The 24,303-nt window shown below is 50.9% G+C and carries 15 protein-coding genes; 6 read left to right on the forward strand and 9 right to left on the reverse strand.

What is annotated here, in order from left to right; all coding sequences use genetic code 11:
• Window positions 1-18: 18 nt before the first annotated feature.
• The gene (gene ptsP / locus OGW17_RS04335; protein WP_071260180.1) at window positions 19-2,514 is read left to right on the forward strand and encodes a phosphoenolpyruvate--protein phosphotransferase; all 2,496 of its coding nucleotides are present in this window, start codon (window positions 19-21) and stop codon (window positions 2,512-2,514) included.
• Window positions 2,515-2,734: 220 nt separating this feature from the next.
• Here the strand turns inward: ptsP and OGW17_RS04340 are convergent, their stop codons facing one another.
• Genes OGW17_RS04340 through ypdA form a run of 3 tightly spaced genes read right to left on the reverse strand, consistent with a single transcriptional unit; the run spans window position 2,735 to window position 6,053 of the window.
• Window positions 2,735-3,592, reverse strand: a complete 858-nt coding sequence (locus tag OGW17_RS04340; RefSeq protein ID WP_012131402.1) for an AraC family transcriptional regulator — start codon at window positions 3,590-3,592, stop codon at window positions 2,735-2,737.
• A gap of 14 nt (window positions 3,593-3,606) precedes the next feature.
• On the reverse strand, window positions 3,607-4,341 hold the full coding sequence (gene ypdB / locus OGW17_RS04345) for a two-component system response regulator YpdB (RefSeq protein WP_012131403.1): 735 nt from the start codon (window positions 4,339-4,341) through the stop codon (window positions 3,607-3,609).
• 14 nt (window positions 4,342-4,355) lie between these two features.
• Entirely contained in the window at window positions 4,356-6,053 is a 1,698-nt protein-coding gene (gene ypdA / locus OGW17_RS04350; RefSeq protein ID WP_096753865.1) for a two-component system sensor histidine kinase YpdA, read from the reverse strand.
• A gap of 389 nt (window positions 6,054-6,442) precedes the next feature.
• Between ypdA and alaC the strand changes: the two genes are divergently transcribed.
• A complete protein-coding gene (alaC, locus tag OGW17_RS04355; RefSeq protein ID WP_012131405.1) occupies window positions 6,443-7,681 on the forward strand; it encodes an alanine transaminase in 1,239 nt (412 codons plus the stop codon).
• 51 nt (window positions 7,682-7,732) lie between these two features.
• On the opposite strand, the gene ypdK is transcribed toward alaC, so the two are convergent.
• Window positions 7,733-7,804: a membrane protein YpdK gene (gene ypdK / locus OGW17_RS04360; protein WP_010723117.1), complete on the reverse strand. Its 72-nt coding sequence runs from the start codon at window positions 7,802-7,804 to the stop codon at window positions 7,733-7,735.
• A 378-nt stretch (window positions 7,805-8,182) separates the two neighbouring features.
• On the reverse strand, window positions 8,183-9,103 hold the full coding sequence (lpxP, locus tag OGW17_RS04365; protein WP_049008213.1) for a kdo(2)-lipid IV(A) palmitoleoyltransferase: 921 nt from the start codon (window positions 9,101-9,103) through the stop codon (window positions 8,183-8,185).
• Between the two features lie 918 nt (window positions 9,104-10,021).
• Here lpxP and OGW17_RS04370 point away from each other — a divergent pair.
• From OGW17_RS04370 to OGW17_RS04380, 3 genes are all read left to right on the forward strand, one after another.
• Window positions 10,022-16,981: an autotransporter outer membrane beta-barrel domain-containing protein gene (locus tag OGW17_RS04370; RefSeq protein ID WP_114647240.1), complete on the forward strand. Its 6,960-nt coding sequence runs from the start codon at window positions 10,022-10,024 to the stop codon at window positions 16,979-16,981.
• Between the two features lie 97 nt (window positions 16,982-17,078).
• Window positions 17,079-17,660, forward strand: a complete 582-nt coding sequence (locus OGW17_RS04375) for a LuxR C-terminal-related transcriptional regulator (protein WP_047462248.1) — start codon at window positions 17,079-17,081, stop codon at window positions 17,658-17,660.
• Window positions 17,661-17,722: 62 nt separating this feature from the next.
• Window positions 17,723-19,234 (forward strand): EAL domain-containing protein, encoded by a 1,512-nt coding sequence (locus OGW17_RS04380; RefSeq protein WP_081353232.1) that lies wholly within the window; start codon window positions 17,723-17,725, stop codon window positions 19,232-19,234.
• Window positions 19,235-19,424: 190 nt separating this feature from the next.
• Here the strand turns inward: OGW17_RS04380 and OGW17_RS04385 are convergent, their stop codons facing one another.
• The 4 genes from OGW17_RS04385 to OGW17_RS04400 form a co-directional block, all read right to left on the reverse strand.
• Window positions 19,425-19,859 carry a DoxX family protein gene (locus OGW17_RS04385; protein WP_049008221.1) on the reverse strand — a complete coding sequence of 145 codons (435 nt, stop codon included), beginning with the start codon at window positions 19,857-19,859 and terminating at the stop codon, window positions 19,425-19,427.
• Window positions 19,860-19,873: 14 nt separating this feature from the next.
• Window positions 19,874-21,769, reverse strand: coding sequence for an amidohydrolase (locus OGW17_RS04390; RefSeq protein WP_071260188.1), 1,896 nt, complete (start codon window positions 21,767-21,769; stop codon window positions 19,874-19,876).
• Window positions 21,766-22,044 carry a XapX domain-containing protein gene (locus OGW17_RS04395; protein WP_012131415.1) on the reverse strand — a complete coding sequence of 93 codons (279 nt, stop codon included), beginning with the start codon at window positions 22,042-22,044 and terminating at the stop codon, window positions 21,766-21,768. The genes OGW17_RS04390 and OGW17_RS04395 overlap by 4 nt, the downstream gene beginning before the upstream one ends.
• Window positions 22,045-22,109: 65 nt before the next feature.
• A complete protein-coding gene (locus OGW17_RS04400; RefSeq protein ID WP_012131416.1) occupies window positions 22,110-22,790 on the reverse strand; it encodes a hydrolase in 681 nt (226 codons plus the stop codon).
• 525 nt (window positions 22,791-23,315) lie between these two features.
• Here OGW17_RS04400 and OGW17_RS04405 point away from each other — a divergent pair.
• Complete coding sequence (locus OGW17_RS04405) at window positions 23,316-24,218, forward strand: LysR family transcriptional regulator (RefSeq protein WP_047462258.1); 903 nt, start codon at window positions 23,316-23,318, stop codon at window positions 24,216-24,218.
• Window positions 24,219-24,303: the final 85 nt, after the last annotated feature.

Genomic DNA, 24,303 nt, shown 5'->3' on the forward strand with positions numbered 1-24,303 from the left:
CGTTAATCAGGAGTTGTTATGTTAACGATTCAATTTCTTTGCCCGTTGCCAAATGGCCTGCATGCGCGTCCGGCGTGGGAACTGAAAGAGCAGTGTAGCCAGTGGCAAAGCGAGGTGACGTTTATTAACCATCGCCAGAATGCGCGCGCGGACGCGAAAAGCTCGCTGGCGCTGATCGGCACCGGAACGCTGTTTAACGACAGTTGCAGTCTGAACATTAACGGCAGTGATGAAGAGCAGGCCAGGCGTTCTCTGGAGACCTATCTCCAGCACCGGTTTATCGACAGTGACAGCGTTCAGCCGACCTCTGCGGAACTGGCGGCGCATCCGCTGCCGCGCTCGCTGGTTCGACTGAATCCCGATTTACTGTATGGCGCGGTATTGGCTAACGGCGTCGGCGCTGGCGCGCTCACGTTGTGGCAAAACGATAATCTGGAGGCGTATCGCGCAATTCCGGCCAGCGCGGAAGACAGCACCCGGCTTGAACATAGCCTGGCGACGCTGGCGGAGCAGCTTAATCAACAGCTTCGCGAACGTGACGGTGAAAGTAAAACGATCCTTAGCGCCCATCTGTCGCTGATCCAGGATGACGAGTTTGCGGGAAACATTCGTCGCCTGATGGACGAGCAGCACAAGGGGCTGGGCGCGGCGATTATCGCCAATATGGAGCAGGTGTGCGACAAGCTGTCGTCCTCCGCAAGCGACTACTTACGCGAGCGGGTAAGCGATATTCGTGATATTAGCGAACAGTTGCTGCATATCACCTGGCCGGAACGACGCCCGCGTAATACGTTGATTCTTGAACAGCCGACCATTCTGGTGGCGGAAGATCTGACGCCAAGCCAGTTCCTGAGCCTCGATTTGCAGCACCTGTCCGGCATGATTCTGGAGAAAACCGGCAGAACGTCGCACACGCTGATTCTGGCGCGCGCATCCGCGATTCCGGTGCTCAGCGGGCTGCCCCTGGACGCGCTCAGTCGCTACGCCGGGCAACCTGCGGTGCTGGATGCCCAGTGCGGCGTGCTGGCGATTAACCCGAACGCCGCCGTCTGCGGCTATTACGCCATTGCGCAGCAACTGGCGGATAAGCGTCAACAGCAACAGGCGAGAGAAGCGTCTTTGCCTGCTTTTTCCCGGGATAATCAGCGTCTTGATATCGCCGCCAATATTGGTACGGCGCTGGAAGCGCCGGGCGCGTTTGCCAATGGCGCGGAAGGCATCGGTCTGTTCCGCACCGAAATGTTGTTCATGGATCGCGACAGCGCCCCTGACGAACAGGAACAGTTTGAGGCCTACCAGCAGGTACTGCTTGCGGCGGGAGAGAAGCCGGTTATTTTTCGCACGATGGACATTGGCGGCGATAAAAATATTCGCTATCTCAATATCCCGCAGGAAGAGAATCCTTTCCTCGGCTATCGCGCCGTGCGTATTTATCCTGAGTTTGCCGGGCTGTTTCGCACGCAGCTTCGCGCTATTTTGCGTGCGGCAACCTTTGGTCAGGCGCAACTGATGATCCCGATGGTGCACAGTCTCGATCAGATCCTGTGGGTTACAAGCGAGCTGCAAAAAGCGATCGTGGAACTCAAAAGAGACGGGCTGCGCCATGCTGCAACGATCCCGCTGGGGATTATGGTGGAAGTTCCGTCGGTCTGTTACATCATCGATCACTTCTGCGATGAGGTGGATTTCTTTAGCATCGGCTCGAACGATATGACCCAGTATCTGTATGCCGTCGATCGTAATAATCCGCGCGTCTCGCCGCTGTATAACCCGATTACGCCGTCATTCCTGCGCATGTTGCAGCAGATCGTCCGCACGGCGCATCAGCACGGAAAATGGGTGGGGATTTGCGGCGAACTGGGCGGTGAAAGCCGGTATTTACCGCTGCTGCTGGGGTTGGAACTGGATGAATTAAGCATGAGCAGCCCGCGAATCCCTGGCGTGAAAAGCCAGCTGCGACAGATGGACAGCCAGGCGTGCCGGGCGCTTGCGGCGCAGGCCTGTGAGTGTCGTAGCGCAGAGGAGATTGAAACGCTGTTGAATCAGTTTGCGCCGCAAAAAGACGTGCGTCCGCTGCTGGCGCTGGAAAATATCTTTGTGGGCGAATCATTGAGCAACAAAGAGCAGGTGATCCAGTTTCTTTGCGGCAATCTCGGCGTAAACGGGCGTACTGAGCATCCGTTTGAGCTGGAAGAGGATGTCTGGCAACGCGAGGAGATTGTCACGACTGCCGTTGGTTTTGGCGTGGCGATCCCGCATACCAAATCACAGTGGATACGCCATTCCAGCATCAGCATTGCGCGGCTGGCGCGCCCTGTTGACTGGCAGTCGGAGATGGGCGAGGTTGAGCTGGTGATTATGTTGACGCTGGGCGCTGATGAAGGGATTAACCATGTGAAAGTCTTTTCGCAGCTGGCGCGTAAGCTGGTGAATAAAAACTTCCGTCAGTCGCTGTTCGCCGCTCAGGATGCCGAAAGTCTTCTGGCGCTGCTGGAGGCGGAACTGACGTTTTGAGTCTGTGTGTCTGAGTGAATGCCCGGTGGCGCTTCGCTTACCGGGCCTACGTGTACGCCCAATTATTCGTTTTACGTGTACGCCGTCATCCGGCGGTTATGTCCGGTTATCCGTTTTACATGTAGGCCGGATAAGGCATTTACGCCGCTATCCGATGGTTACGCCCGGTTATTCGTTTTACATGTAGGCCGGATAAGGCGTTTACGCCGCCATCCGGCGGTTACCCCTGAAAACGCGCGCTGTACTCTCCCGGCGTCAGGCCAAACTGCCGACGAAACAGGCGGCAAAAATAGTCGCTGTCGTGATATCCGCAACGTTCCGCCACCTCGCTAATCGACAGATGGTACTTCTGCAAAATGATGCGCGCCTTCGCCATTCGCACCCAGCGAACATACTCGACAAAACTCATGGTGCCGTGCTGGGTGAACAGTTTTGATAAGTGATTCGGCGTGATATTGAAAAACTGCGCCACGCTTTCCCGCGTCAGCGGCCGGGCGTAGTTGTCCTGCACCCAGTTGCACATACTGTGATAGAGAAATTCCGAGCGCGGGCGGCGTGAGTCCGGGCGAGTATTGACCACGCTACGGCACAGATGCAGCAGGCTGAGAACCAGAGGCTGAATAATATCCTGCGCCTGAGGCGAGCGGCTCAGGTGGGTCAGAGCCGTGAGCATGGCTTCCCCTTCGCCGCGCTGCTGGTGCGCTAACTCAATGCGTCGCACCGGGCGTAACAGGGAAGCGGTACGGTTATCGTAAAACGATAATCCTAACCAGGCCGGGGCAAACACCAGACTTAACAGCATCACCGGTTTATCGCTACCGGGCAGGTTTGCCGCCCTGGCGGGGATGAACAGCATCTCCCCCTCCGTCAGGGCGTGCTGTTTTTTTTCGAGCAGGTTGCCGTATTCTCCGCGCAATACGATGTCGAGACGCGGTAAATCAATACACAGGCTGCCTGTGGGGAGAGCGGTATGTTGCGTGGCAAACCAGACGCGTCCCAGTCGCTGCGGGTTTAACACCAGGCCGCTGAACAGATCGGCAAAAAACTGTTGGTCTGCGGGCAAGCCTGGTTCTTTCATCACCTAATCCTGCGTCATAAATGCATTAACTGCCTGAACTCTTTCACTTTACTCCGACTGACCGGGATTTCAAATTCCAGATCTTTGAGCCGCAGGATGTACGTGTTGTTAAACCAGGGTTCGATTTCGCGGATCTTGTTCAAATTCACACAAAACGAGCGGTGGCAGCGAAAGAAATGCGACGCTGGCAGTTTGCTGCAAAACTCGGTGATATTCATCGGCATGACATACGATTCCCGCCGCGTGTAGACAAACGTCATCTTTTCATGCGCTTCCGCGTAATAGATATCGTTGATCGGCGTGACGATAATGCGTTCGTCTTTGATCAGATTGATGGTGTCGTTTTCACGGGCGACAGGGCTGCCGGGAACGGCGACGACCTGCTGCTGTTGCCAGGCTGCCTCCAGTTTTTGCAGCATCCCCACGATGCGTGATTCCTGGTACGGCTTCAGAATGTAGTCAAATGCTTCCAGTTCAAACGCCTCTACCGCGTGCTCTTTCCATGCGGTAATAAACACAATAAACGGCTTATGGGCAAACTGGCTGATGTTTTGCGCCAGCAGTACGCCATCCAGCGAGGGAATATTGATGTCCAGAAAAATGGCGTCAACGCGGTTATGCTGTAGAAATTTGAGCACGTCCAGACCGTCGTCAAACGTACCGACAATCTCCATCTGGCTATGCTCTTTTATCAGCCAGCTTAATTCTTGCTGGGCCAGGAATTCATCTTCAACGATGATGACTTTCACTACTCATCTCCGGGTTAAAGCAATAACGTTGCCGGTGCGGCGGCAGGGGAGCGCTGATTGGGTACATAAAAGGCGATTTCGGTGCCCGGCTCCAGACGGCGGATGTGCAGCCCTTCACCGTATAACAGCTTAACGCGATGATGGACATTCAGCAGGCCGATTTTATTTCCCGGCATTTCATTCGCCTCCACCCGCTCAATTACTTTAGGATCAATACCGTGGCCGGTATCCCTGACGGTGATTCGCACACGATTGCCGCATTCGGCGACGCTGATGGTCACTACGCCTTTTCCTTTACAGGGCTGAATGCCGTGGACGATTGCATTCTCTACCAGCGGCTGAATAAGCAGGCTGGGAATGTAGCAGTTCACCTCTTCATCAATATCATAAATGACGGTCAGCTTGTCGCCAAAACGAGCCTGCTCAATGGCGATGTAGTCCTTGATTTGATACAGCTCCTTTTTGATATCAATTTGCTCATCATCTTTTAATTCAATGTTATAGCGAAGATAGCGTGACAGATTAAAAATGAGCTGGCGTGCGGTGTCCGGGTTGAGCCGAATGGATGACGAAATGGCGTTCAGCGCATTAAACAGGAAATGGGGATTAATTTTACTTTGCAGCGCTCGCAGCTCTGCCTTATTTGCCATTTCCCGCAGTTGCTCCGCGCGGGACACTTCCAGTTGGGTGGAGATAATCTGCGACAGGCCGATCGCCATCTCTTGCAGGGAAGAGGTGATCTGATGCGCGTGGCAGTAGTAGATTTTTAGCGTCCCGGTCACTACGCCCTTTTCCCATAATGGGATGACCAGCATTGAGTGTATTTCCGGCGTGCGGTGCGCTTCATCATTGTTTTTAATGATGATTTTCCCGTAATTGATGGCCTGTTGCGTGGTCGGGCTGACAAAATCATCGTTATTGCGGTAGTTGGTTTCCCCCACGCCGACATAGGCCAGAACGTGTTCGGTATTAGTGATTGCTACCGCGTCGGCATGGATATCATGACGGATGATTTCGCACACCTGGCGGAGTGATTCGCTGTTGACCTGGCGAAAGAGCGGCAACGTTTTGTTGGCGATATCCAGCGCCAGCTTGGCCTGCCGCGCGGCGCTGGCCTCTTTCTCGCCCTCCACGCTTTGAACCAGCAGCACGATAAAACCGATACATACGCTGCCGAGGATCATCGGGATACCGATTTTGGACACGATATCTACGCCCAGCGCGATGGTCGGCGCCCAGACAATGACCAGAATCATGGTCAAGGTTTCACAAAGCATCCCGCCCAAAATACCCACGCGCCAGTGCTGTGCTTTTGGGATTTTCCGGTTTATCCAGCCCGCGATACATCCCGCCAGAATACTGGTGATAAAACACGGTACGGCAGTGACCCCGCCAATATCGATAAGGTAGCGGTGAATACCGGCGATCACACCCGTAATGATCCCGACCCACGGGCCAAACAAAATGCCCCCGGACATCACGGCGATGATGCGAACATTCACCAGCGAGCCTTCGACCGGTACGCCGGACCAGGTGCTGAACAGGGCGAACATCGAGAAAATCGCGGTAACGGCGAGCAGCTCTTTCGGGGAGTGCGCTGACTTATGCAACAGTTCGCGAAACAGGCGGATACGGATGAGGAAAAACAGACAGAACAGCATTAGCGCTGCCCGGTCAAATACCGCCAGCAGCATGTTGAATATTTCGTGCACGGGTGACTCTTGTGACTGGGTTAAACCACTATGATAGGTAACCCGCACCCATATGACCAGCCCGCTGATGCGGCGCTGTTAATGAGGAAAAACCATAATATTAAAAGGGGATTGATCTTTTGTTAGAGAAATGACAAGACCTCACCAGGATGAGGAACGCCTTAAGGTAATTTTATTGATATCAAAATGTTAATTAATTGATGGTTGTTATGGGCGGTATTTTGCTGAGTATTCCCGTTTTCTTTTTAGTATTCCCCTTTTAAGCCGATGAAAAATATTTTCGTTTGCCTCTCGACAGGAGGATTTTTTTCAGGCTATTTTCTAAGCATGCCACGGTCGTGGCAGCGTCGCTCGGACGGTCCGGGCGCTAACGTGAATCTGAGGATACTATGGCTGATACCCGCCCTGAACGTCGCTTTACGCGTATTGATCGTCTCCCTCCCTACGTTTTTAACATTACCGCTGAGCTGAAGATGGCTGCGCGTCGGCGCGGCGAAGATATTATTGACTTCAGCATGGGGAACCCGGATGGGGCAACGCCTCCTCATATCGTCGAGAAACTCTGTACGGTGGCTCAACGCCCGGATACGCATGGTTACTCGACCTCACGCGGGATCCCGCGTTTACGCCGGGCGATCTCCCGCTGGTATCAGGAACGTTACGATGTGGATATCGATCCAGAAACGGAAGCGATCGTCACTATTGGTTCGAAAGAAGGGTTAGCGCACCTGATGCTGGCAACCCTTGATCATGGCGATACCGTGCTGGTGCCGAACCCCAGTTATCCCATCCATATTTATGGCGCCGTCATCGCTGGCGCGCAGGTACGTTCGGTTCCGCTGGTGGAAGGCGTGGATTTCTTCAACGAGCTGGAACGTGCGATCCGTGAAAGCTACCCGAAACCGAAGATGATGATTCTTGGTTTCCCCTCCAACCCGACGGCACAGTGCGTTGAGTTAGAATTCTTCGAAAAAGTGGTTGCGCTGGCCAAACGCTACGACGTGCTGGTGGTCCACGATCTGGCCTATGCCGATATCGTATATGACGGCTGGAAAGCGCCGTCAATTATGCAGGTGCCGGGTGCGCGCGACGTGGCGGTGGAGTTTTTCACCCTGTCGAAAAGTTACAACATGGCGGGCTGGCGCATTGGCTTTATGGTGGGCAACCAGACGTTAGTCAGTGCGCTGTCGCGGATTAAGAGCTACCACGATTACGGAACCTTCACGCCGTTACAGGTGGCGGCGATTGCCGCGCTGGAAGGCGATCAACAGTGCGTGCGTGATATCGCTGAGCAGTATAAACGTCGCCGCGACGTACTGGTGAAAGGCTTGCATGAAGCCGGATGGATGGTCGAAATGCCAAAAGCCTCGATGTATGTCTGGGCAAAAATACCGGAGCAGTACGCGGCAATGGGGTCGCTGGAATTTGCGAAAAAGCTGCTCAACGACGCCAAAGTGTGCGTGTCGCCGGGGATCGGTTTCGGCGACTACGGCGACACCCATGTGCGTTTCGCGCTGATAGAAAACCGGGATCGTATACGTCAGGCGATCAGAGGTATTAAGACCATGTTCCGCGCAGACGGCCTGCTGCCTGCGGGGGCGAAATCGGTAACAGAAGGTACCGAGTAGAAAAGCAAACAGGAGCCATCTGGCTCCTGTTTTTTGCTGCATCTTTTCAATTTAGATCATCAGGGCAAAAGTACCGGCCCAAACGATGACCATAAATGAAATGCCCATAAAGAAATATTTCACGTTTCATCTCTCCGCGTCGCTTTAAGCACGCCTAAATGAACTTAAATTTACCTGTGTATAGAGAGCTGGTGCCCGCCAGAATGAGATTGAGAATGTTCTCCGTCTTTCTTGTGGCATCACCTCAGAATTCTGTGCGTTATTGCTCCAGACGGCGCTAATGTACGCCTAAAAATGAGGCGAGACAAGAGGCATTTTTTTATTTACTTTTAGTAACTTACAACTGTCGTGATTCGGCGACAGTTTAATTTCTGACGGTAATAAATTGCTATTCAGCGACGCTATTGCTGTTCAGAAAAAGTCACATAAAAACCAGATGGTTAACAGGGATATTGGAAGGAAAGATAGCGCCGGGCAATAAAAAAGGCCTTGCGGCCTTTTTTAAACATACAACGATGCTTCCCCTAAAGGGCGCGTTTTGAAACGACGATGGATCCAGAGATATTGCTCAGGTGCGCGCATAATCTCTTTCTCAATAATCTTGTTCATATAGGCTGCCGCCTGGTTCTCTTCTTCCGGGTAGCCTTCCATTTCTGGCGTGATGTACAGACGATAACCTGAGTTATCACCTTTTCTGATCATGGTGACGGTCAGCATCGCTGCGCCGGAAAGGCGGGATAACACATAGGTGCCGTTAGTCGTTGCGACGTCTTTGACCGCGAAGAAGGGAGCAAATGAACTGCCTTTACGGCCGTAATCCTGATCCGGGGCGAACCATACGGCTTCACCTTTTTTCAGCGCGCCGACGATACCGCGTAGATTGTTGCGCCCAATCATCGCTTTATTTGAACGCATGCGACCCCGCGTCTGAACCCACTCCATCAGCGAGTTATTGTGCGGGCGGTATGTCGCCATCATCGGCTGGCACAGCCCCATGACCCGACCGCCTAATTCCAGCGACATAAAGTGGACGCCTACGACCATCACACCGCGTTTTTGCGCTTGCGCCTGTGTGAGGTTATCCAGACCGTCCACATCAAACCATTTACGTACCCGCTTATCAGGCCAGAACCACGCCATACCCGTTTCAATAAGTGCCATACCGAGGGAGTGGAAGTTCTCCACTATCATCTTTTCCCTTTCTTCCGGCATCAGATTGGGGAAGCAAAGCTCAAGATTCTTACGGGCGATGGATTCGCGACGTTTCAGAAAGGGACGGGCAAGTCTGCCGGTTCGCGTACCCAGGAAGCGTAAAACGGGGTAGGGAAGCAGCACCAGTAACCAGAGTACAGTAAGACCAAACCAGGTAAGCCAGTAGCGCGGGTGCAGTAACGCACGAGAAAATTTGCATTGTGGGAACATAAATACCCTCTGTTGATACGAACAATATGTATCGCAGAAGATTCATTGTCCGCAGCGGTACACTCACGATAGTTAGGCCATCATGTACGACAATGGTTCCTGTAAAGAGTGTAAAGCTTAGTCAGGACAAAACCACGAGGGGCATGAATGCTTGGACAACTAATGTACCACCGGGGGATTAATATCAGCCAGAAATTATTAATTAAGATGCGTAAATATTTTTTGATGGGGGTGGTTTTGTTGTTAATTTATTGTTTTTAAATGGTTTTCTATGTGTGTGCACATGTTCGTTTTCCCTGAAAAGCCGCTTCTGGCCGGTAAGCCTGTCAGAGTCTGACGCTTCTGAATGTGATAACAATTGCTTTAAATATTCTCATTGATGGAAGCATTTAATTAAATGAGTTAACAAAGGATATTTTAAATCAAAAAACAGCGATTTTAAGAATAATCTTAACTAAATAAAAACATGTTTTATATCAATTAGATAACAAATTAAGACATTAAATAATCGATGTTCAGATTACCCCATCAAATAAATCTTTTCCACCTTAAAAAAACAATAATAAACATAAAAAATATAAGTCAGGTAATTAATTATACCTATATAAATCATGTGGTTAAAAAGGAAATATCGGTTTTTTCTATGATTTTTATTTTCCTGCATTGATCGCTATGAACGATCATCATTTGAATTTTAATAGTTAACACCTATCAAAATTAACTATACGATCGTTGTAATCGATCAATGTTTGTTGCTTGTGATAAACTCGCCACGTTCTGAGAAGTATTGGTTGTTTAACGATTTGGATTTCTTGTCTGGCAAGAAATCGATATTTGCTAGTCGATGCGTTGGGGCGAATGGTGTCTTTTTAATGTTTTGCCACGTATCAATGCGGCGTTTTGAATAATGGTAAAATTATGAATAAAGTGTTTAAAGTCATCTGGAACTCCAGGCTGAATATATTTGTCGTGGCATCTGAATTAGCGCGTGGTTATTGTAAAAGCACGGCCGGGAACACCAGTTTTGGCAGTCTTTTAAAATACCCATTAATGAGTGCGCTGGCTGTTTCGATTTCGTGTATTTTAACGACTGGCACATTCGCCGCCGATTTACAGGTTTATGATTTCTCTCCTCAGGATCCGTTTGAAGAGATTATTTCTGGTTCCACGCATTTGACAGGCGGTTTTTCTGGAATACAGCGAGGAGAAACAGGATATACCTGGACAACGCTTGGTCAGGCCAGAGAGGATGGGTTAATTACCGGCGATTCCGGGCAATGGGTGGATAAAGATATCTTCCGTATGGGCTCGCAGACCAAATCTATAAATTACACCGATCCCGTTACCGGTAGCACGGTAACGATGAAAGTTTATGATAACAATGATATGCAGACCGAAGCGGCCAAAGATTTCCGGGTTGTCGTTTCTCAACCCGTCGGAAAAGATGGTCAGTATGTCGATCGTAATTTGTATCAGGTTGGGGCGGGCGCTTCTCTTGATGTCGATGTCGGTCAGAAAACGGGGAATTGGGTCGGTGCTGCGGATAACCAGTTCAACGTTATCATGAAAAGTTCGGTAAATACGCAAAACTTATCGTCTGCTTATCATGTCACTAATGGCGGCAGCCTTAACTACCAGTCTAAAACAGTCGTTCAACTGGGGAATAGTGATAACAATATAAAAGACGCCAGCAATGCACTGGCATGGATGACGGCGGCTGATTTTGTTGGTGAGTTTGACAGCGTTATTGGTAAGCAGAATATTACCAACATTGATGAGTTCAAGGCGTATAACGATGCGTTGATTCAGGCGCTCCAGGATGGGCAAATTCAGCTAACGGAGGCGCAATATGCTGATGAACTGAATAAAGCCAGGGATACCTCACTGCACGGGATCTTCGCTGATACGGGGAGTATTGCGGCTGATGATGCCATCAGAGCCTTTGTTAACAGGGATGCGGTATCCTATATTCATGGCGTGGGCAGCGGCACCAATGTGGTTATCGATAAGGATGCCAACATTCAATTAGTGGGATCGGATGCCACGGTTGTTAACCTGGAAAATGGCGCCAGACTGACAAACAACGGCACCCTTGGTACCGCAGGTAATACTTATCGCGGCGCTTATATCATTGCTGCGAGAAATACGTCTTTTGTTGATAACAACGGCGTTATTGATGCGGGCACGAATCCCGAAATGGCGGATTTTTTCTCAAGTGGGGCGGCGGGCGTAGCGCAAGGTGCGCATACTGCCATTCTGGCTAATGGTTCCTCTGTAATTAATAACAACAGCAGCGGCGTGATAAATGTTGCGGCCAGAGGTAACTATTATGGTAATACCGGCGTGTTGATGAGCGGTAATGCCACGCTTAATAATGATGGTGCTATTAATATTGCAGCGAGTAATGAGGCGAACAGTATATTAGGTAATGGTGCCAATATCGGCGTCGTTACCCAACAAAACACCACCTTTAATAACCGGGGCACATTGTATATTGGTCGCCTGGCGCAGCGTGCACCTGATGATGCAAACACGGATATCGCGATCAAGCAGCAGTCAATTGGGGTTCATCTGTACGGTAATGGTACTTATAACGGTTCCGATACTTCACAGATTATTATTGGCAGTAAAGTCCAGAATGCGACAGCGATTGATGTTGGCGGGAATGCAACTCTCGATCAAAAAGGGAGCATTAATATCAATGGTGCTGTAACCGGGGAGTCCGTTTCTTCGAATATTGGTATTATTGCACGCGCAGGAACCCAGGCCGCTAAAGTCGTTCATGATGGCATCATTAATCTGAACGGCCTGAACAGTACCGGGATACAGGTGCTGGAAAATGGTCAGATAACCAGTTCGGGCACGATTAATATTAATGGTGGACTGGACCCAGTAACCCACTATGCCAACTATGGTATTTACGTCCAGGGTGAAAAGGCGCTGGCAATATTGTCTGGCACCGTAAATTTAAGTGGTGATGGCGCTATTGGGGTTCATGCGCGTGATAAAGGTGAAATTGATGTTACCGAGAATGGTACTGTCAATTTCAAAGATGGCGTTAATCAGACGGGCTATTATATTTTTGGCGCGGGTTCCACTATCAAAAACGCGGCCTCCAGCGTTCAGGACGCGTCAACCCAGAATGCCACGCTGTACCGCGTTGACGGAGGCGCCAGCTTCTATGGTTCTGCCGATAGCTCAGCGCAGCTAAACGCTTCTGGTGATGGCGCAACGATTATTCGGACAACCGGTGCTGGTAGCCATTTTGATTCCGGTAAACTTGCTCTTAGCGTCACGGGGACAGGAGCGACGGGCATCCGAATTGAAGGAGGCGCGACGGGCGAAATTACCTCGGATGCGGTTATTGTCAGGGTGGCCGGGAAAGATACCACTGCCGGCATTGTTGATGGTAACTATTACAACCTTGATGGCTCCGTTAATGATGCGCAAAAAGGTGACTCCGTATTAACCAGTTATGCGGTGCTGGAGACAGCAAACACGGCAGACGGCGCATTTGGCTACATCGCCAGAAATGGCGGCCGTCTGATCCATGAAGGCTCGATTGATTTCACGGCTGACAACAGTACCGGGATACTGGTGGATGGCGGGATCCTGGAAAACCATTCTGATGTCACTGTGAATGGCGTGGCGGTTAATATTCAGGGCGCTAACTCAGAGGTGACCAACAGTGGCGTGGTGACCGCAACGGATGGCCAGGCTGCCTATCTGGTTGGGAACAACGCCACGCTGGCGCTGAATGGTAACGGTGAAACCCGGGCGGCGGGCACCGCTCACGGGATCTTACTGGATACTGGCGCGAAAGGCCTGACGGTTGATGGTGCGACTATCACAATGGATAGCGCTGGTAGCGGCAACGCAATTGAAAACAAAGCCGCGATTAGCGGTATTCAGTTGAAAAATACCACGATTAATGTCGGTAATGGCGTGGGTGTTCACACCGGCGCATCGATGGCGCAAACCAACTCCGGCACGATCAATATTAATGGCAGCGGTACAGGGATACTGTTTGAGAACGTGGCTGATGGCTCTGACACCGATCAGACGCTGGATATGTCTGACTCCAGAGATCTGGTGATCAATGTGAACGGTGCCCAGGGGAACGGGATTATTACCCGAGCATCCACCGACCTGAAAACCGGCGCCAGCGTTAACGTCTTGGACAGTGACGGGAAATCAGCGCTGGTTGTCCAGGGGACGACGAAGAATGTAGAGCAATCCGGCAAACTGACCTCGGTGTCTGACAAGGCGGCGGTGGTCGATTTGAATAACGGCGTACTTGAGAGCTTTATCAATAAAGGCGATATCCTGGCGCTGGATGCCAGCCACACTGCGCTGGAAATGAACAGTGGTAACGGGATTACCTTCACCAATGCCAGTGGGGCAAATATTGTCGGTCAGGTGAATCTGCTTAATGGCGACAATACGGTGATCCTTGAATCAGGAAGCACTGCGACTGACATTACCAGTGGCAGCGGCAAAGATAACTTCATTCTGAAGAATATCAGCGAGAATGAAAGCGGTTCATTGTTCACATCATTAAATGGCGGCAGCGGCGACGACACATTACAGCTTGAGAATTCGTCATACACTTTAACCCGTGCTGATGCCATTAACGGCATGGAGCATATTGCGCTGGCGAATAATTCTGTTTTTACCCTCGACAACGTTGCACTGGGGCTGGGTGACGACGAACTTGATGGCGCGGGAACCGGATACACCATTGACGGTTCCAGCCAGCTTAGTATTAAGAATACGGCGGATGTGACTTTTAAAAGCCATCTTGCCGGGACGGGAGTTGTTGCCGTTGATACGGCGAATAACCACTTCAACTTTGATGCTAATAATGCCGCAGATGGTTTTGCCGGTACGCTGGCGCTTACTAACAGCCGTTTTGAACTTGACGGTCTGAATACTCAGGCGCTTAGCAACGCTACGCTGCAAGCTGGAAATGGCAGCATTACCCATGTCGGCAGCGGCGAGCAGAATATCGGCGGTCTGGATTTCAAAGGGGGGACCGTACAGTTTGACGGCGTAACGCCGGGTAACCCAACGGCTTTAGGAACGATTCACGCTGGCGCGATGGATCTCTCTGGTCGCGGTACGGTTCAGGTTGACAGCGGAACGGTCAGTAACGATCGTCCTCAGGCTGATACGCATCGTCCAATACTGGAACAGGATGACGCGCAGGCATTGATTAAACTGGCGACCTCTGACACCGCCGTTCAGGGGGGCGCCGGTAACCTGGTGCTGAAAGATAAAGACGGTAATGTGATCAGCGATAGCATCACTGCCGATATCGCCCAGAATGGCGTGGTGGTGGCGAAAGGAACGTATGACTATCGTCTGACCGGCGGTGACAGCGATGACGGACTTTATGTCAGCTATGGCCTGACCCAGGTCGATTTGCTGGGTAAAGACGCCGATGCGCTTATCCTTGATGCGAACGGGAAAAGTGGCAACGCGGCTGACCTGAGCGCCAGAGTGACCGGTAGCGGCGATCTGGCGTTTGACAGCCAGAAAGGCCAGACGGTGACGCTGTCGAATATGGACAATGATTACAGCGGCGTCACCGATGTGCGCAGCGGTAATCTGGCGATGCTGAACGATAACGTGCTGGGAAATACCCGCGAGCTGAAACTGGCTGGCGATACCGGGTTTGATATGCGCGGTCATTCACAAACCATCGGCAAGCTCACGGCTGAAAGCGGCTCTCTGACCGATTTGAACGGCGGTCATCTGACGTTGACAAACGGTGGTGAAGCGTCTGGCGTACTGACGGGCGACGGGGAGCTCACCGTTGCAGGCGGAACCCTGAATGTCTCCGGGGCGAATACGGGGCTGAAGGCGACGACCACGATTGCTCAGGGCGCGACGGCGGTGCTGGATAATACGCTGGGGCTGGGAACCGGAGATATTGTTGCCGCCGGGCTGCTTAATCTGAGCAACGCCACGGGCGTGCTGTACAACAGCATCAGCGATGCCGGGAAAGTCGCACTGGATGCCAGTGATGTGGTGCTTGCTGGCAACAATAGCCATTTTGCCGGGACCTTCGACATCGACAACGACTCCACGCTGACGGCCTCTTCCGCGCAGCAGTTAGGCACCTCCGCGATTCAGAATGCCGGTAAGTTTGTGCTGAACACTCACGAAAACTGGTCGCTGGAGAACGGTGTTACAGGTAGCGGGAGCGTGGTGAAGAATGGCAGTGGCAACGTCACGCTTAGCGACAGCGCCCAGTGGACCGGCGCGACGGATATCAATGCCGGTGGTCTGACTCTGGGCAGCGCGGATAACGCGTTCACGCTGGCCAGTCATCAGGTCAATATCGGGAAAGACGGGCGCTTATCCGGGTTTGGCGGCGTAGCCGGAAATATGGCTAACCAGGGCACGCTATTGATTGGCGATGACGTCAGCGCGGCTCGCAGAGCGGTTTCTTCACCTGTCAGCTTTACCGTAGGCGGCAATCTGACGAACAGCGGCGATATCTGGACCGGAAGCAAAGGTAAAGATGCCGGTAATCAGCTTGTGGTAAACGGGAACTATCAGGGAGATGGCGGTCATCTTCATCTGAATACCGCGTTGAATGATGATAATTCCGTCACGGATAAACTGATTGTTAAAGGAAACACCTCTGGCACAACCGGCGTCAGCGTGACGAATGCTGGCGGTTCTGGCGCGCAGACGATCAATGGCATTGAAGTGATTCATGTTGATGGTCAGTCCGACGGTGAGTTTACGCAGGACGGCAGGATTGTGGCCGGGGCGTATGATTATTCACTGGCCCGTGGTCAGGGCGACAACAACGGTAACTGGTATTTAACCAGCCATAAGACAGATCCAAATCCGGGGCCGGGCCCGAAACCTGAACCCGATATCCGTCCTGAACCGGGCTCCTGGACAGCTAACCTGGCGGCAGCCAATACGCTGTTTGTTACGCGGCTTCACGATCGTCTTGGCGAAACGCAGTACATTGACGCGCTGACGGGCGAGAAGAAAGTCACCAGCATGTGGATGCGTCAGGCGGGCGGGCATAATGCCTGGCGGGACAGCTCCGGTCAGCTTAAAACTCAGAGTAACCGCTATGTGATGCAGGTAGGGGGTGATGTTGCCCGCTGGAGCGGCGACGGACTGGATCGCTGGCACCTTGGCGTCATGGCCGGATATGGACACAACAGCAGCAACACGCGCTCCTCATCGACAGGGTATCGCTCTGACGGTTCCGTGAACGGCTACAGCGCCGGGGTGTATGCAACGTGGTATGCCAATGATGAAACGCATCAGGGCGCTTATCTGGATTCATGGGCACAGTACAGCTGGTTTAATAACAGCGTCAAAGGCCAGGATATTCAGAGCGAATCGTACAAATCCAAAGGGATCACCGGGTCGCTGGAGCTGGGGTACACCCACAAGCTGGGTGAATTTGCAGGAAGTAAGGGCTCTAAAAATGAATGGTTTATCCAGCCGCAGGCGCAGGCCATTTGGATGGGCGTCGAAGCTGACGATCATCGTGAATCGAATGGCACACGTATCAGCGGTGAAGGGGACGGCAACGTTCAGACCCGACTGGGCGTCCGTACTTTCCTGAAAGGCCACAGCGCGATTGATGAAGGCAAAGCGCGCGAGTTCCAGCCGTTCGTGGAAGTGAACTGGCTCCACAATACGCGCGATTTCGGCACAAAAATGGATGGTGTCAGCATCCGGCAGGAAGGCGCGCGTAATCTGGGTGAAATAAAAACGGGCGTTGAGGGGCAAATTAATCCACAACTCAATGTCTGGGGGAATGTCGGCGTCCAGCTGGGCGATAAAGGATACAATGACACCTCAGCAATGATAGGGATTAAATATAACTTTAAATAGCAGAAAGGGGGCGTCGTGCCCCCTTTTTCTGTCGTGAGTTCTCATCTTTATAACATTAAAAAACAATTTTCTTCAGGAAGAATAGAGTGAGGGATGAATGATTGTAATCTCAGAAAATAGTTTTTTCCATCTTGGGGTTAGCGCATTAGTAGAAAGAATGGCATTGAATACCACCCGTAATTTGATTGTGTTTGATACGGGGCGCGATTGTCTCTATATGCTTGATACTGAAGAGGCAAAGATGCCTTTTTTCCATGAACCGATTTTGATTTTTTCACATTGTCGGCGTATTTATCTCACCGAGAAAAACAGAAAATTCAAAATCGAAACGCTGCTATCAAAAACGAAATCTCATCCCGCTGTCAGACGGAAGCGAGAAGTATTAACCGTAAGTGAGTTACGCGTCATAAAAAAAGTTTGTCAGGGGATCAGTCAACGACGAATTGCAGAACAGTTCAAGGTCAGCGAAAAGACGATCAGTAATCAAAAAATGAACGCCTTGCGAAAGCTGAGCATCAATAAAACAACAAAGTTTTTCGTTGAGTATCTGGCCTGGCTGAGATTGTGGCATGAGTATGTTGAGTATAAAAACAATCAAATGCGAAAACCGGTTAAACTCTCTGTCATCACGCCTGAAACCTTTACAAAAAGGCGGAGTGAGGTTTTAATAGAGGTTTAATCTACGTAAGCCAGGATGACAATGAGTCTTGCTTATATTTAAAAGGACTTTTACAGAACTCAATGAAACAACATGCTGGGGGATTGGTGGGAAACAAGCTAGTTTTTGTGATCGTATTCTTAACCATCACTATAACCGGCATGGTGACTTTTTGGCTGGGTGCGTCCAGCCGGGTAGATAATGACAAAAGAGCATTAATCCAGCGCGTAGATTCGCTACTGTTTGAAGCGAAACAGATATCAGATTCGTTGACCGCCCATTTAACAGAACGCTGCTCAGATGAAACGGTGCGTATGCTGACGAAACAGATACACCGTTATCCGCATATTGGGGGCATTTTCCTGTTGCAGGATTCGCAGGTATATTGCTCATCCGGGATGGCGAAACCTGAACTCAGCAATTTAACCGCAGGGGAGAACGGTAATCGGCTATTTTTAGTTGATGAAACGCCGGCATTTCGCGGGGAGCCTGTATTAGCCTACGTTACTGTGAGAGGAAATAACGCAATAGTGGTGACGATCAGTACCTACTGGTTTAAGTCGCTGCTTGCAGACAGTCGTTTACTTGTTAACGTGAATGGAAATATTCTCTCCGATGATAAGTTAATCAGTACAAATAGTATTGATTTTCAAAACTCCGCCTGGCAACAATCTAATATGTTTGATTATCAGGTAATGGAATACCCGGAACATACGGGCATTGCTTCTGTTCTTAACTTTATTTTTATTCTCTTTTTATCCGCAGCGATTGCCGTTCCTGCCGCTTTTCTGTTTAACTATACGCTACAACGAATCGCGATGTCCCGGTATATACAACTTCGCCGGGGGCTGCGCAAACAGCAGTTCGTTCCTTATTACGAACCCGTCATGAATTGTGCTTCCGGGGCGTTATATGGCGCAGAAGTGGTCATGCGATGGAAGAAGGGGAACGATACATCCGTTATTAATGAAGAGATTATCGCTCTGGCAAATAAAACCGGGATGATATCTCCATTAGTTAACTTCATTTTACGACAGGTGGAAAAAGATATACTCTCTTTACGCCTCAGACTGCCGAGAACATTCTACATTAATTTCCGACTTAGTGAATCGATGATCGCTATGCCAGAACTTATTGATTCGTTTGTTGAGTTTCAAAAACGTTTGCCCAGCGATGTAAAACTGACGCTGGAATTTCCTGAGGTTGTTTATCGTGATACAACGCTTGAGTTTGATTCAGTTCTCAGGAGGTTACGTGTCGAAGGCATTAAAATTAAAATGAGCTCCTTATTTTTAGAACGTTTAAATGCTGACCGTAATTTATATCTTCCGGTTGATGCTGTCAGAATTGAAAAGTCAGTTACCAGATTAATTTCGGACTCCAAAGAACCTGTCGCGAGTGTTGATGATATTATTCGTTCGGCAGTAAATAAAAACTATACGATTATCGCGGATGGTATTGAAAATGATCAGCAGTACCACTATTTATCACTGCGCGGTGTTGTTTTACAACAGGGGAATTACTGGTCAATGCCATTGTCCAGTTTTCATTTAATGCAGTATATTATTCAGAGCGATAAAGTATTACTGTGTTAATTTCTGATAATAATGCGAAATTTATCGATATATCATGCGCATATTACCCGGAGTAATATGCGCATGTATATATCAGGACTTAAGTTGTAGCGCGATCTCAACCACATATTTACCCTGGTGGCGGGCGATATCCAGTTCACGACTGTCACGAATGATCCACCACGGATTACCGCCATTGCTGAATGTTTTTTTATTCGTCAGCCGTCTTTTTCTGCACGTCCAGCCAGGCCACGAGCAGAAAGCCGCCAACAAGACCCAGATGCTCAAAAAATGCGTTGGCGGTGCTGAATCTCTCCATGCCTGCCGGAAGTTCCCAAAAGCGCAGCGCCAGGAACGTCGCGACAAGGGTGAACCCCGCCAGTGCCAGCGAAGCAAGCCAGCGCAGGCAACCCGTCAGGATCATGATTGACGCGCCCAGTTCCAGCGCAATAACCAGCGCGGCAAACAACGGCGCAGGAGACAGGCCGAAATGGTTCATCTCGCCGATAGCGCCCTGAAAATCCAGCAGCTTATTGATCCCGCCCTGCAAGTAGGCCGCGCATAGCCCGAGATAAGCCAGCCAACGGCATACCGCCGCCCCGATAAGGGGGCGAACGGCATGCGTCAGACGTTGTGAAAATGTCATGTCAGGTTCCACGGTCAGACAGCCCAGCAGGAGCAGCCAAGCGCGCCAAAGAACCCTTTCAGATCCGATACCGGCAGGCTGGATGTCCATGCGCCAGCATGATCGTGCCCGTGCAGGCCGCAGCCGTGAGAGCAACCGCAGGAGGCCATCGCCATTTGTCGTACGGCAAGCGAGTTTTTCCCCGCGCCTTCTGGCTCTCCCCATGCGGCGTAGCCTTTGAAGGTGCGCGTCGGCGACCAGTCCGGCATCGCGGGTGGGACAGGATTGTCATCCAGGGATTCGAAAGACCCCGCCCCCCAGACGATTTTTCCGCCCACCATCGTTAATTCTGAAGACAGGAAGGAGATCTCATCCTCGGCGCAGGCAAAAAAGTCTTTGTCCGGCACAATGAGGTCAGCGAACTGACCGGCCTGAATACGGCCTTTTTTACCTTCTTCATTGGAGAACCAGGTGACGTTCTCCGTCCACATTCGGAGCGCTGTTTCCCGATCCAGGCAGTTACGACGCGGATAAAGCTGCATGCCTCCCACGGTTTTCCCGGTGATCATCCAGGCGAGAGAAACCCACGGGTTATAGGATGCTACGCGGGTGGCATCCGTACCGGCGGATACTTTCACCCCTTTTTCCAGCATACGGGCAATGGGCGGCGTGGCTTCCGCAGCGCCGGCACCGTAACGCTCAACGAAATATTCACCCTGATATGCCATACGGTGCTGAACCGCAATACCGCCGCCTAACGCCGCGATACGATCGATTGAACGCTCAGAAATTGTTTCGGCGTGGTCGAAGAACCAGTTAATCCCTTCAAGCGGGATATCCTGATTGACCTTCTCAAAAACATCGAGGGCGCGAGAAATGGTCTCGTCATAGGTGGCATGCAGACGCCAGGGCCAGCGGTTTTCCGCCAGAATGCGAACAACTTCTTCCAGCTCGCCTTCCATTTCCGGCGGCATATCCGGTCGCGGCTGGCGGAAGTCTTCGAAATCCGCCGCTGAAAATACTAGCATTTCACCGGCGCCGTTATGGCGGAAGTAGTCGTTACCCTGTTTGTAGGTGACGGAGCGGGTCCAGTTGAGGAAATCCTCTTTCTCTTCCTGGGGTTTCTGCGTGAAGAGGTTATAGGCCAGGCGCACGGTCATCAGATTTTCATCTGCAAGTTTCTGAATAACGGCGTAGTCATCGGGGTAATTCTGGAATCCGCCACCGGCGTCGATGACACCGGTTACGCCCAGACGATTCAGCTCACGCATGAAATGGCGGGTGGAGTTAACCTGGTAGTCAAACGGCAGTTTGGGGCCTTTGGCCAGCGTGGCATAAAGGATGCCTGCGTTGGGGCGTGCCAGTAATAATCCGGTAGGATTGCCTTTCGCATCGCGGGTTATCTCGCCTCCGGGGGGTTCCGGCGTCTCTTTTGTATACCCGACGGCACGCAAAGCCGCGGCGTTCAGGAGCGCGCGGTCATAGAGATGCAGCAGAAACACCGGGGTGTCCGGCGCAATGGCGTTGATCTCTTCGATAGTTGGCAGACGCTTTTCCACAAACTGATGTTCAGTAAAACCGCCAACCACGCGAACCCACTGCGGTGCCGGGGTGATGGCTACCTGCCGACGCAACATATCCATCGCGTCAGCCAGCGAACGTACGCCATCCCAGCGAAGCTCCATATTGTAATTAAGCCCGCCGCGTACTACGTGCGTATGGTTATCAATCAGCCCGGGTAATACCCGTTTGCCTTTCAGGTCGACGACTTTGGTTGCCGGACCCGCGAAGGCCATAATTTCAGCGTCGCCGCCAACCGCGAGAAACTTCCCGTCTTTGACTGCGACGGCGCTGGCGGTTGGGTTGCTTTTATCGAGAGTGGTAAACAGACCATGATGCAGAATAACGTCTGCGACAACATGTTGTGTCATGAGCGTTTCTCCTCTGAGGAATGACTGTCTTCAGCTGCCTGGCGGCCGGGGAGCTGCCCGAAGATATGGCTGATGGCATGCGTTTTGGTACAGGCCGAAGAAAAGGCTGTGCCGGACAGAAGTTGTTTGCCTACCGGAATAACTTGTTCGCCGACCAGCATTCCCAGCAAGCCAAGGAGGGCTATCAGCGGTGGGGCGGGGGAGCGGACATTCAGCAAACTGTAAATAATGCCGACAAGAAGTCCGGCACCCAGAGAAAGGATATACATTTTCATGCGGACCTCATCAGGACAGGCGCAATGCGTGTTGCATTACGCCTGCCGTAAATCAGTTGGAGGTGTTATTTAGCCGGGTTTGGGCCGATACGTTCGCCGTGTTGTACGCGCTCAGGCGCTTTATGAACCATAGTATAGGCATAATCGACGCCCATGCCGTAGGCGCCGGAGTGTTCACGCACGATATCCATAATGCCGTTGTAGGTCTCTTTACGGGCCCAGTCGCGCTGCCACTCAAGAATGACCTGCTGCCAGGTTACCGGCACGATGCCTGCCTGAACCATACGATCGATAGCGTATTTGTGTGCATCAACGGAGGTGCCGCCGGAAGCATCAACCACCATATAGATTTGATAATCCGCGTCTTTGACTGCACACAGGGCAAACGTGGTGTTACAGACTTCCGTCCACAGACCGGAAACAATCACTTTCTTACGACCATTCGCCGCCAGCGCATCACGCACGTTCTGATCGTCCCATGAGTTCATTGAAGTACGTTCCAGGATGTTGTTTTCCGGGAAAACGGCCAGGAGTTCGGGATAGGTGTTACCGGAAAAACTTTCGGTTTCTACGGTCGTGATGGTGGTGGGGATATTAAACAGTTTTGCCGCTTTGGCCAGGCCAACAACGTTGTTTTTCAGTACCTGACGGTCAATAGATTGTACCCCGAAGGCCATCTGGGGTTGCTGGTCGATAAAAATCAGTTGACTGTTCTGCGGGGTGAGGACATCAAGGTAATGAGACATATCACTTTCTCCTGAACTAATATAGTGTAAGCACAACATGATTAGAAATGCGCATTCCCGAAGAGAATAATGCCGTGTTATTCCTTCCTGACGTTCAACATTTTCCCGTTGCACTTATTTCATGTTACGGTATACGTGCTGTCAGCAATGTTCGTTCCTTATCCGCGTACTCTTCCTTTTTATTTGTTATCCATCCGTCATCTGATTAATGACAGGGGAATATCTTTACCATCATTTTGATCTGTCGGTCAGAATGTGATGACAGACTCAGTTTAGAAGTTTTATGGCTAACATCAATGTTCAAAAACATTACTCACTGTCTTTTAAAATGTGACAATCATATTTTTCTCATGTCTTGTTTAAGAATTTTATACAACATGTTTAAGAAAACTTTTGGAAACTTATTATTTATTAAATATTGTTCCTTGTCATGACTCATGGGGTTTACGATTTCACCACCGGTAAACTATTATAGGGACTGTATTCATAACAGGACAATCATACGTCCCGTATCTGGTGACAGTAATGCATTTAGAAGATATTCGAATTTTTGTAACCATCGTAAATATGGGAAGTTTTACAGCAGCAGCCGAACACCTGAGTCTATCCAAACAATTTGTCAGCAGAAGAATGGCCGCGCTGGAGAAAAAAGTTTCAGCCCGATTACTGGTGCGAAATACCCGAAAGTTGTCCGTTACGGATACCGGCCAGGCTTTTTTTCATCATGCCCGGCGCATTCTGGAAGAGGTTCATGAAGCCGAGCAGGTTATCTCCGCCCGGCAGCAAAAACTGGCCGGGTCATTCAGGATTAGCCTGCCGATGACATACGGCATCAGGCGACTTGCCCCCCTGATTGTTGAATTTCAGGCGGCGCATCCAGAACTTACCGTTCATATTGATATGAATGACAGATATGTTGATGTGGTGGGCGAAGGCTACGATATGGTTTTGCGCATCGGGAACCTGATGGACTCTACCTTAATTGCTCGCTGTCTGGGTAAATTACCGATGGTGATTTGCGCCAGCCCGGATTATCTCCGTTTGCACGGTACGCCTCTGGCGCCTTCTGAACTGGCGCAGCATAGCTGCCTTTTGTATGGTCGGGAGGGGCAATTCGGCTGGAAATTGACGGAGGAAAATTCACCGAATACGTATGCCGTCAGAGGCAATCTGAGCAGTAATAACGGGGACGTGATCCGCGAGGCCGCAGAAGCGGGGGCCGGTATTGCGCTTTTGCCGCTTTTTATCGTTGAAGACTCGCTGCAACAAGGCGCTTTAGTGCAGATATTGTCTGATTACTCGCCGCCTCCGCTGACGATCAGCGCGCTGTATCCAAAACATCGCCAGCGCAGCGCAGTGACCCGGATCTTATTGCCATTTCTGGCCGAAAGAATTGCCGGCATCGTCGACCCGATTAAAAAAGCATGAGTGATGTAGGGGCTGATGTTGTCAACTAAATCAGGATAGTGAATATGTTATTTGAGTATTGATGGGCTCAGGCAGTGACATAAAA

Origin of the sequence: Citrobacter sp. CK181 (assembly GCF_030333595.1) — a bacterium.
Lineage (GTDB): Bacteria > Pseudomonadota > Gammaproteobacteria > Enterobacterales > Enterobacteriaceae > Citrobacter_B > Citrobacter_B koseri.

Excerpts from the sequence above, each read along its gene's own strand:
- OGW17_RS04395 (WP_012131415.1), bottom strand. The coding sequence starts at position 22,044 with ATGAAAATGTATATCCTTTCTCTGGGTGCCGGACTTCTTGTCGGCATT.
- OGW17_RS04400 (WP_012131416.1), bottom strand. The coding sequence starts at position 22,790 with ATGTCTCATTACCTTGATGTCCTCACCCCGCAGAACAGTCAACTGATT.
- alaC (WP_012131405.1), top strand. The coding sequence starts at position 6,443 with ATGGCTGATACCCGCCCTGAACGTCGCTTTACGCGTATTGATCGTCTC.
- OGW17_RS04340 (WP_012131402.1), bottom strand. The coding sequence starts at position 3,592 with ATGAAAGAACCAGGCTTGCCCGCAGACCAACAGTTTTTTGCCGATCTG.
- OGW17_RS04390 (WP_071260188.1), bottom strand. The coding sequence starts at position 21,769 with ATGACACAACATGTTGTCGCAGACGTTATTCTGCATCATGGTCTGTTT.
- OGW17_RS04375 (WP_047462248.1), top strand. The coding sequence starts at position 17,079 with ATGATTGTAATCTCAGAAAATAGTTTTTTCCATCTTGGGGTTAGCGCA.
- OGW17_RS04405 (WP_047462258.1), top strand. The coding sequence starts at position 23,316 with ATGCATTTAGAAGATATTCGAATTTTTGTAACCATCGTAAATATGGGA.
- OGW17_RS04385 (WP_049008221.1), bottom strand. The coding sequence starts at position 19,859 with ATGACATTTTCACAACGTCTGACGCATGCCGTTCGCCCCCTTATCGGG.
- ptsP (WP_071260180.1), top strand. The coding sequence starts at position 19 with ATGTTAACGATTCAATTTCTTTGCCCGTTGCCAAATGGCCTGCATGCG.
- OGW17_RS04380 (WP_081353232.1), top strand. The coding sequence starts at position 17,723 with ATGAAACAACATGCTGGGGGATTGGTGGGAAACAAGCTAGTTTTTGTG.
- OGW17_RS04370 (WP_114647240.1), top strand. The coding sequence starts at position 10,022 with ATGAATAAAGTGTTTAAAGTCATCTGGAACTCCAGGCTGAATATATTT.
- lpxP (WP_049008213.1), bottom strand. The coding sequence starts at position 9,103 with ATGTTCCCACAATGCAAATTTTCTCGTGCGTTACTGCACCCGCGCTAC.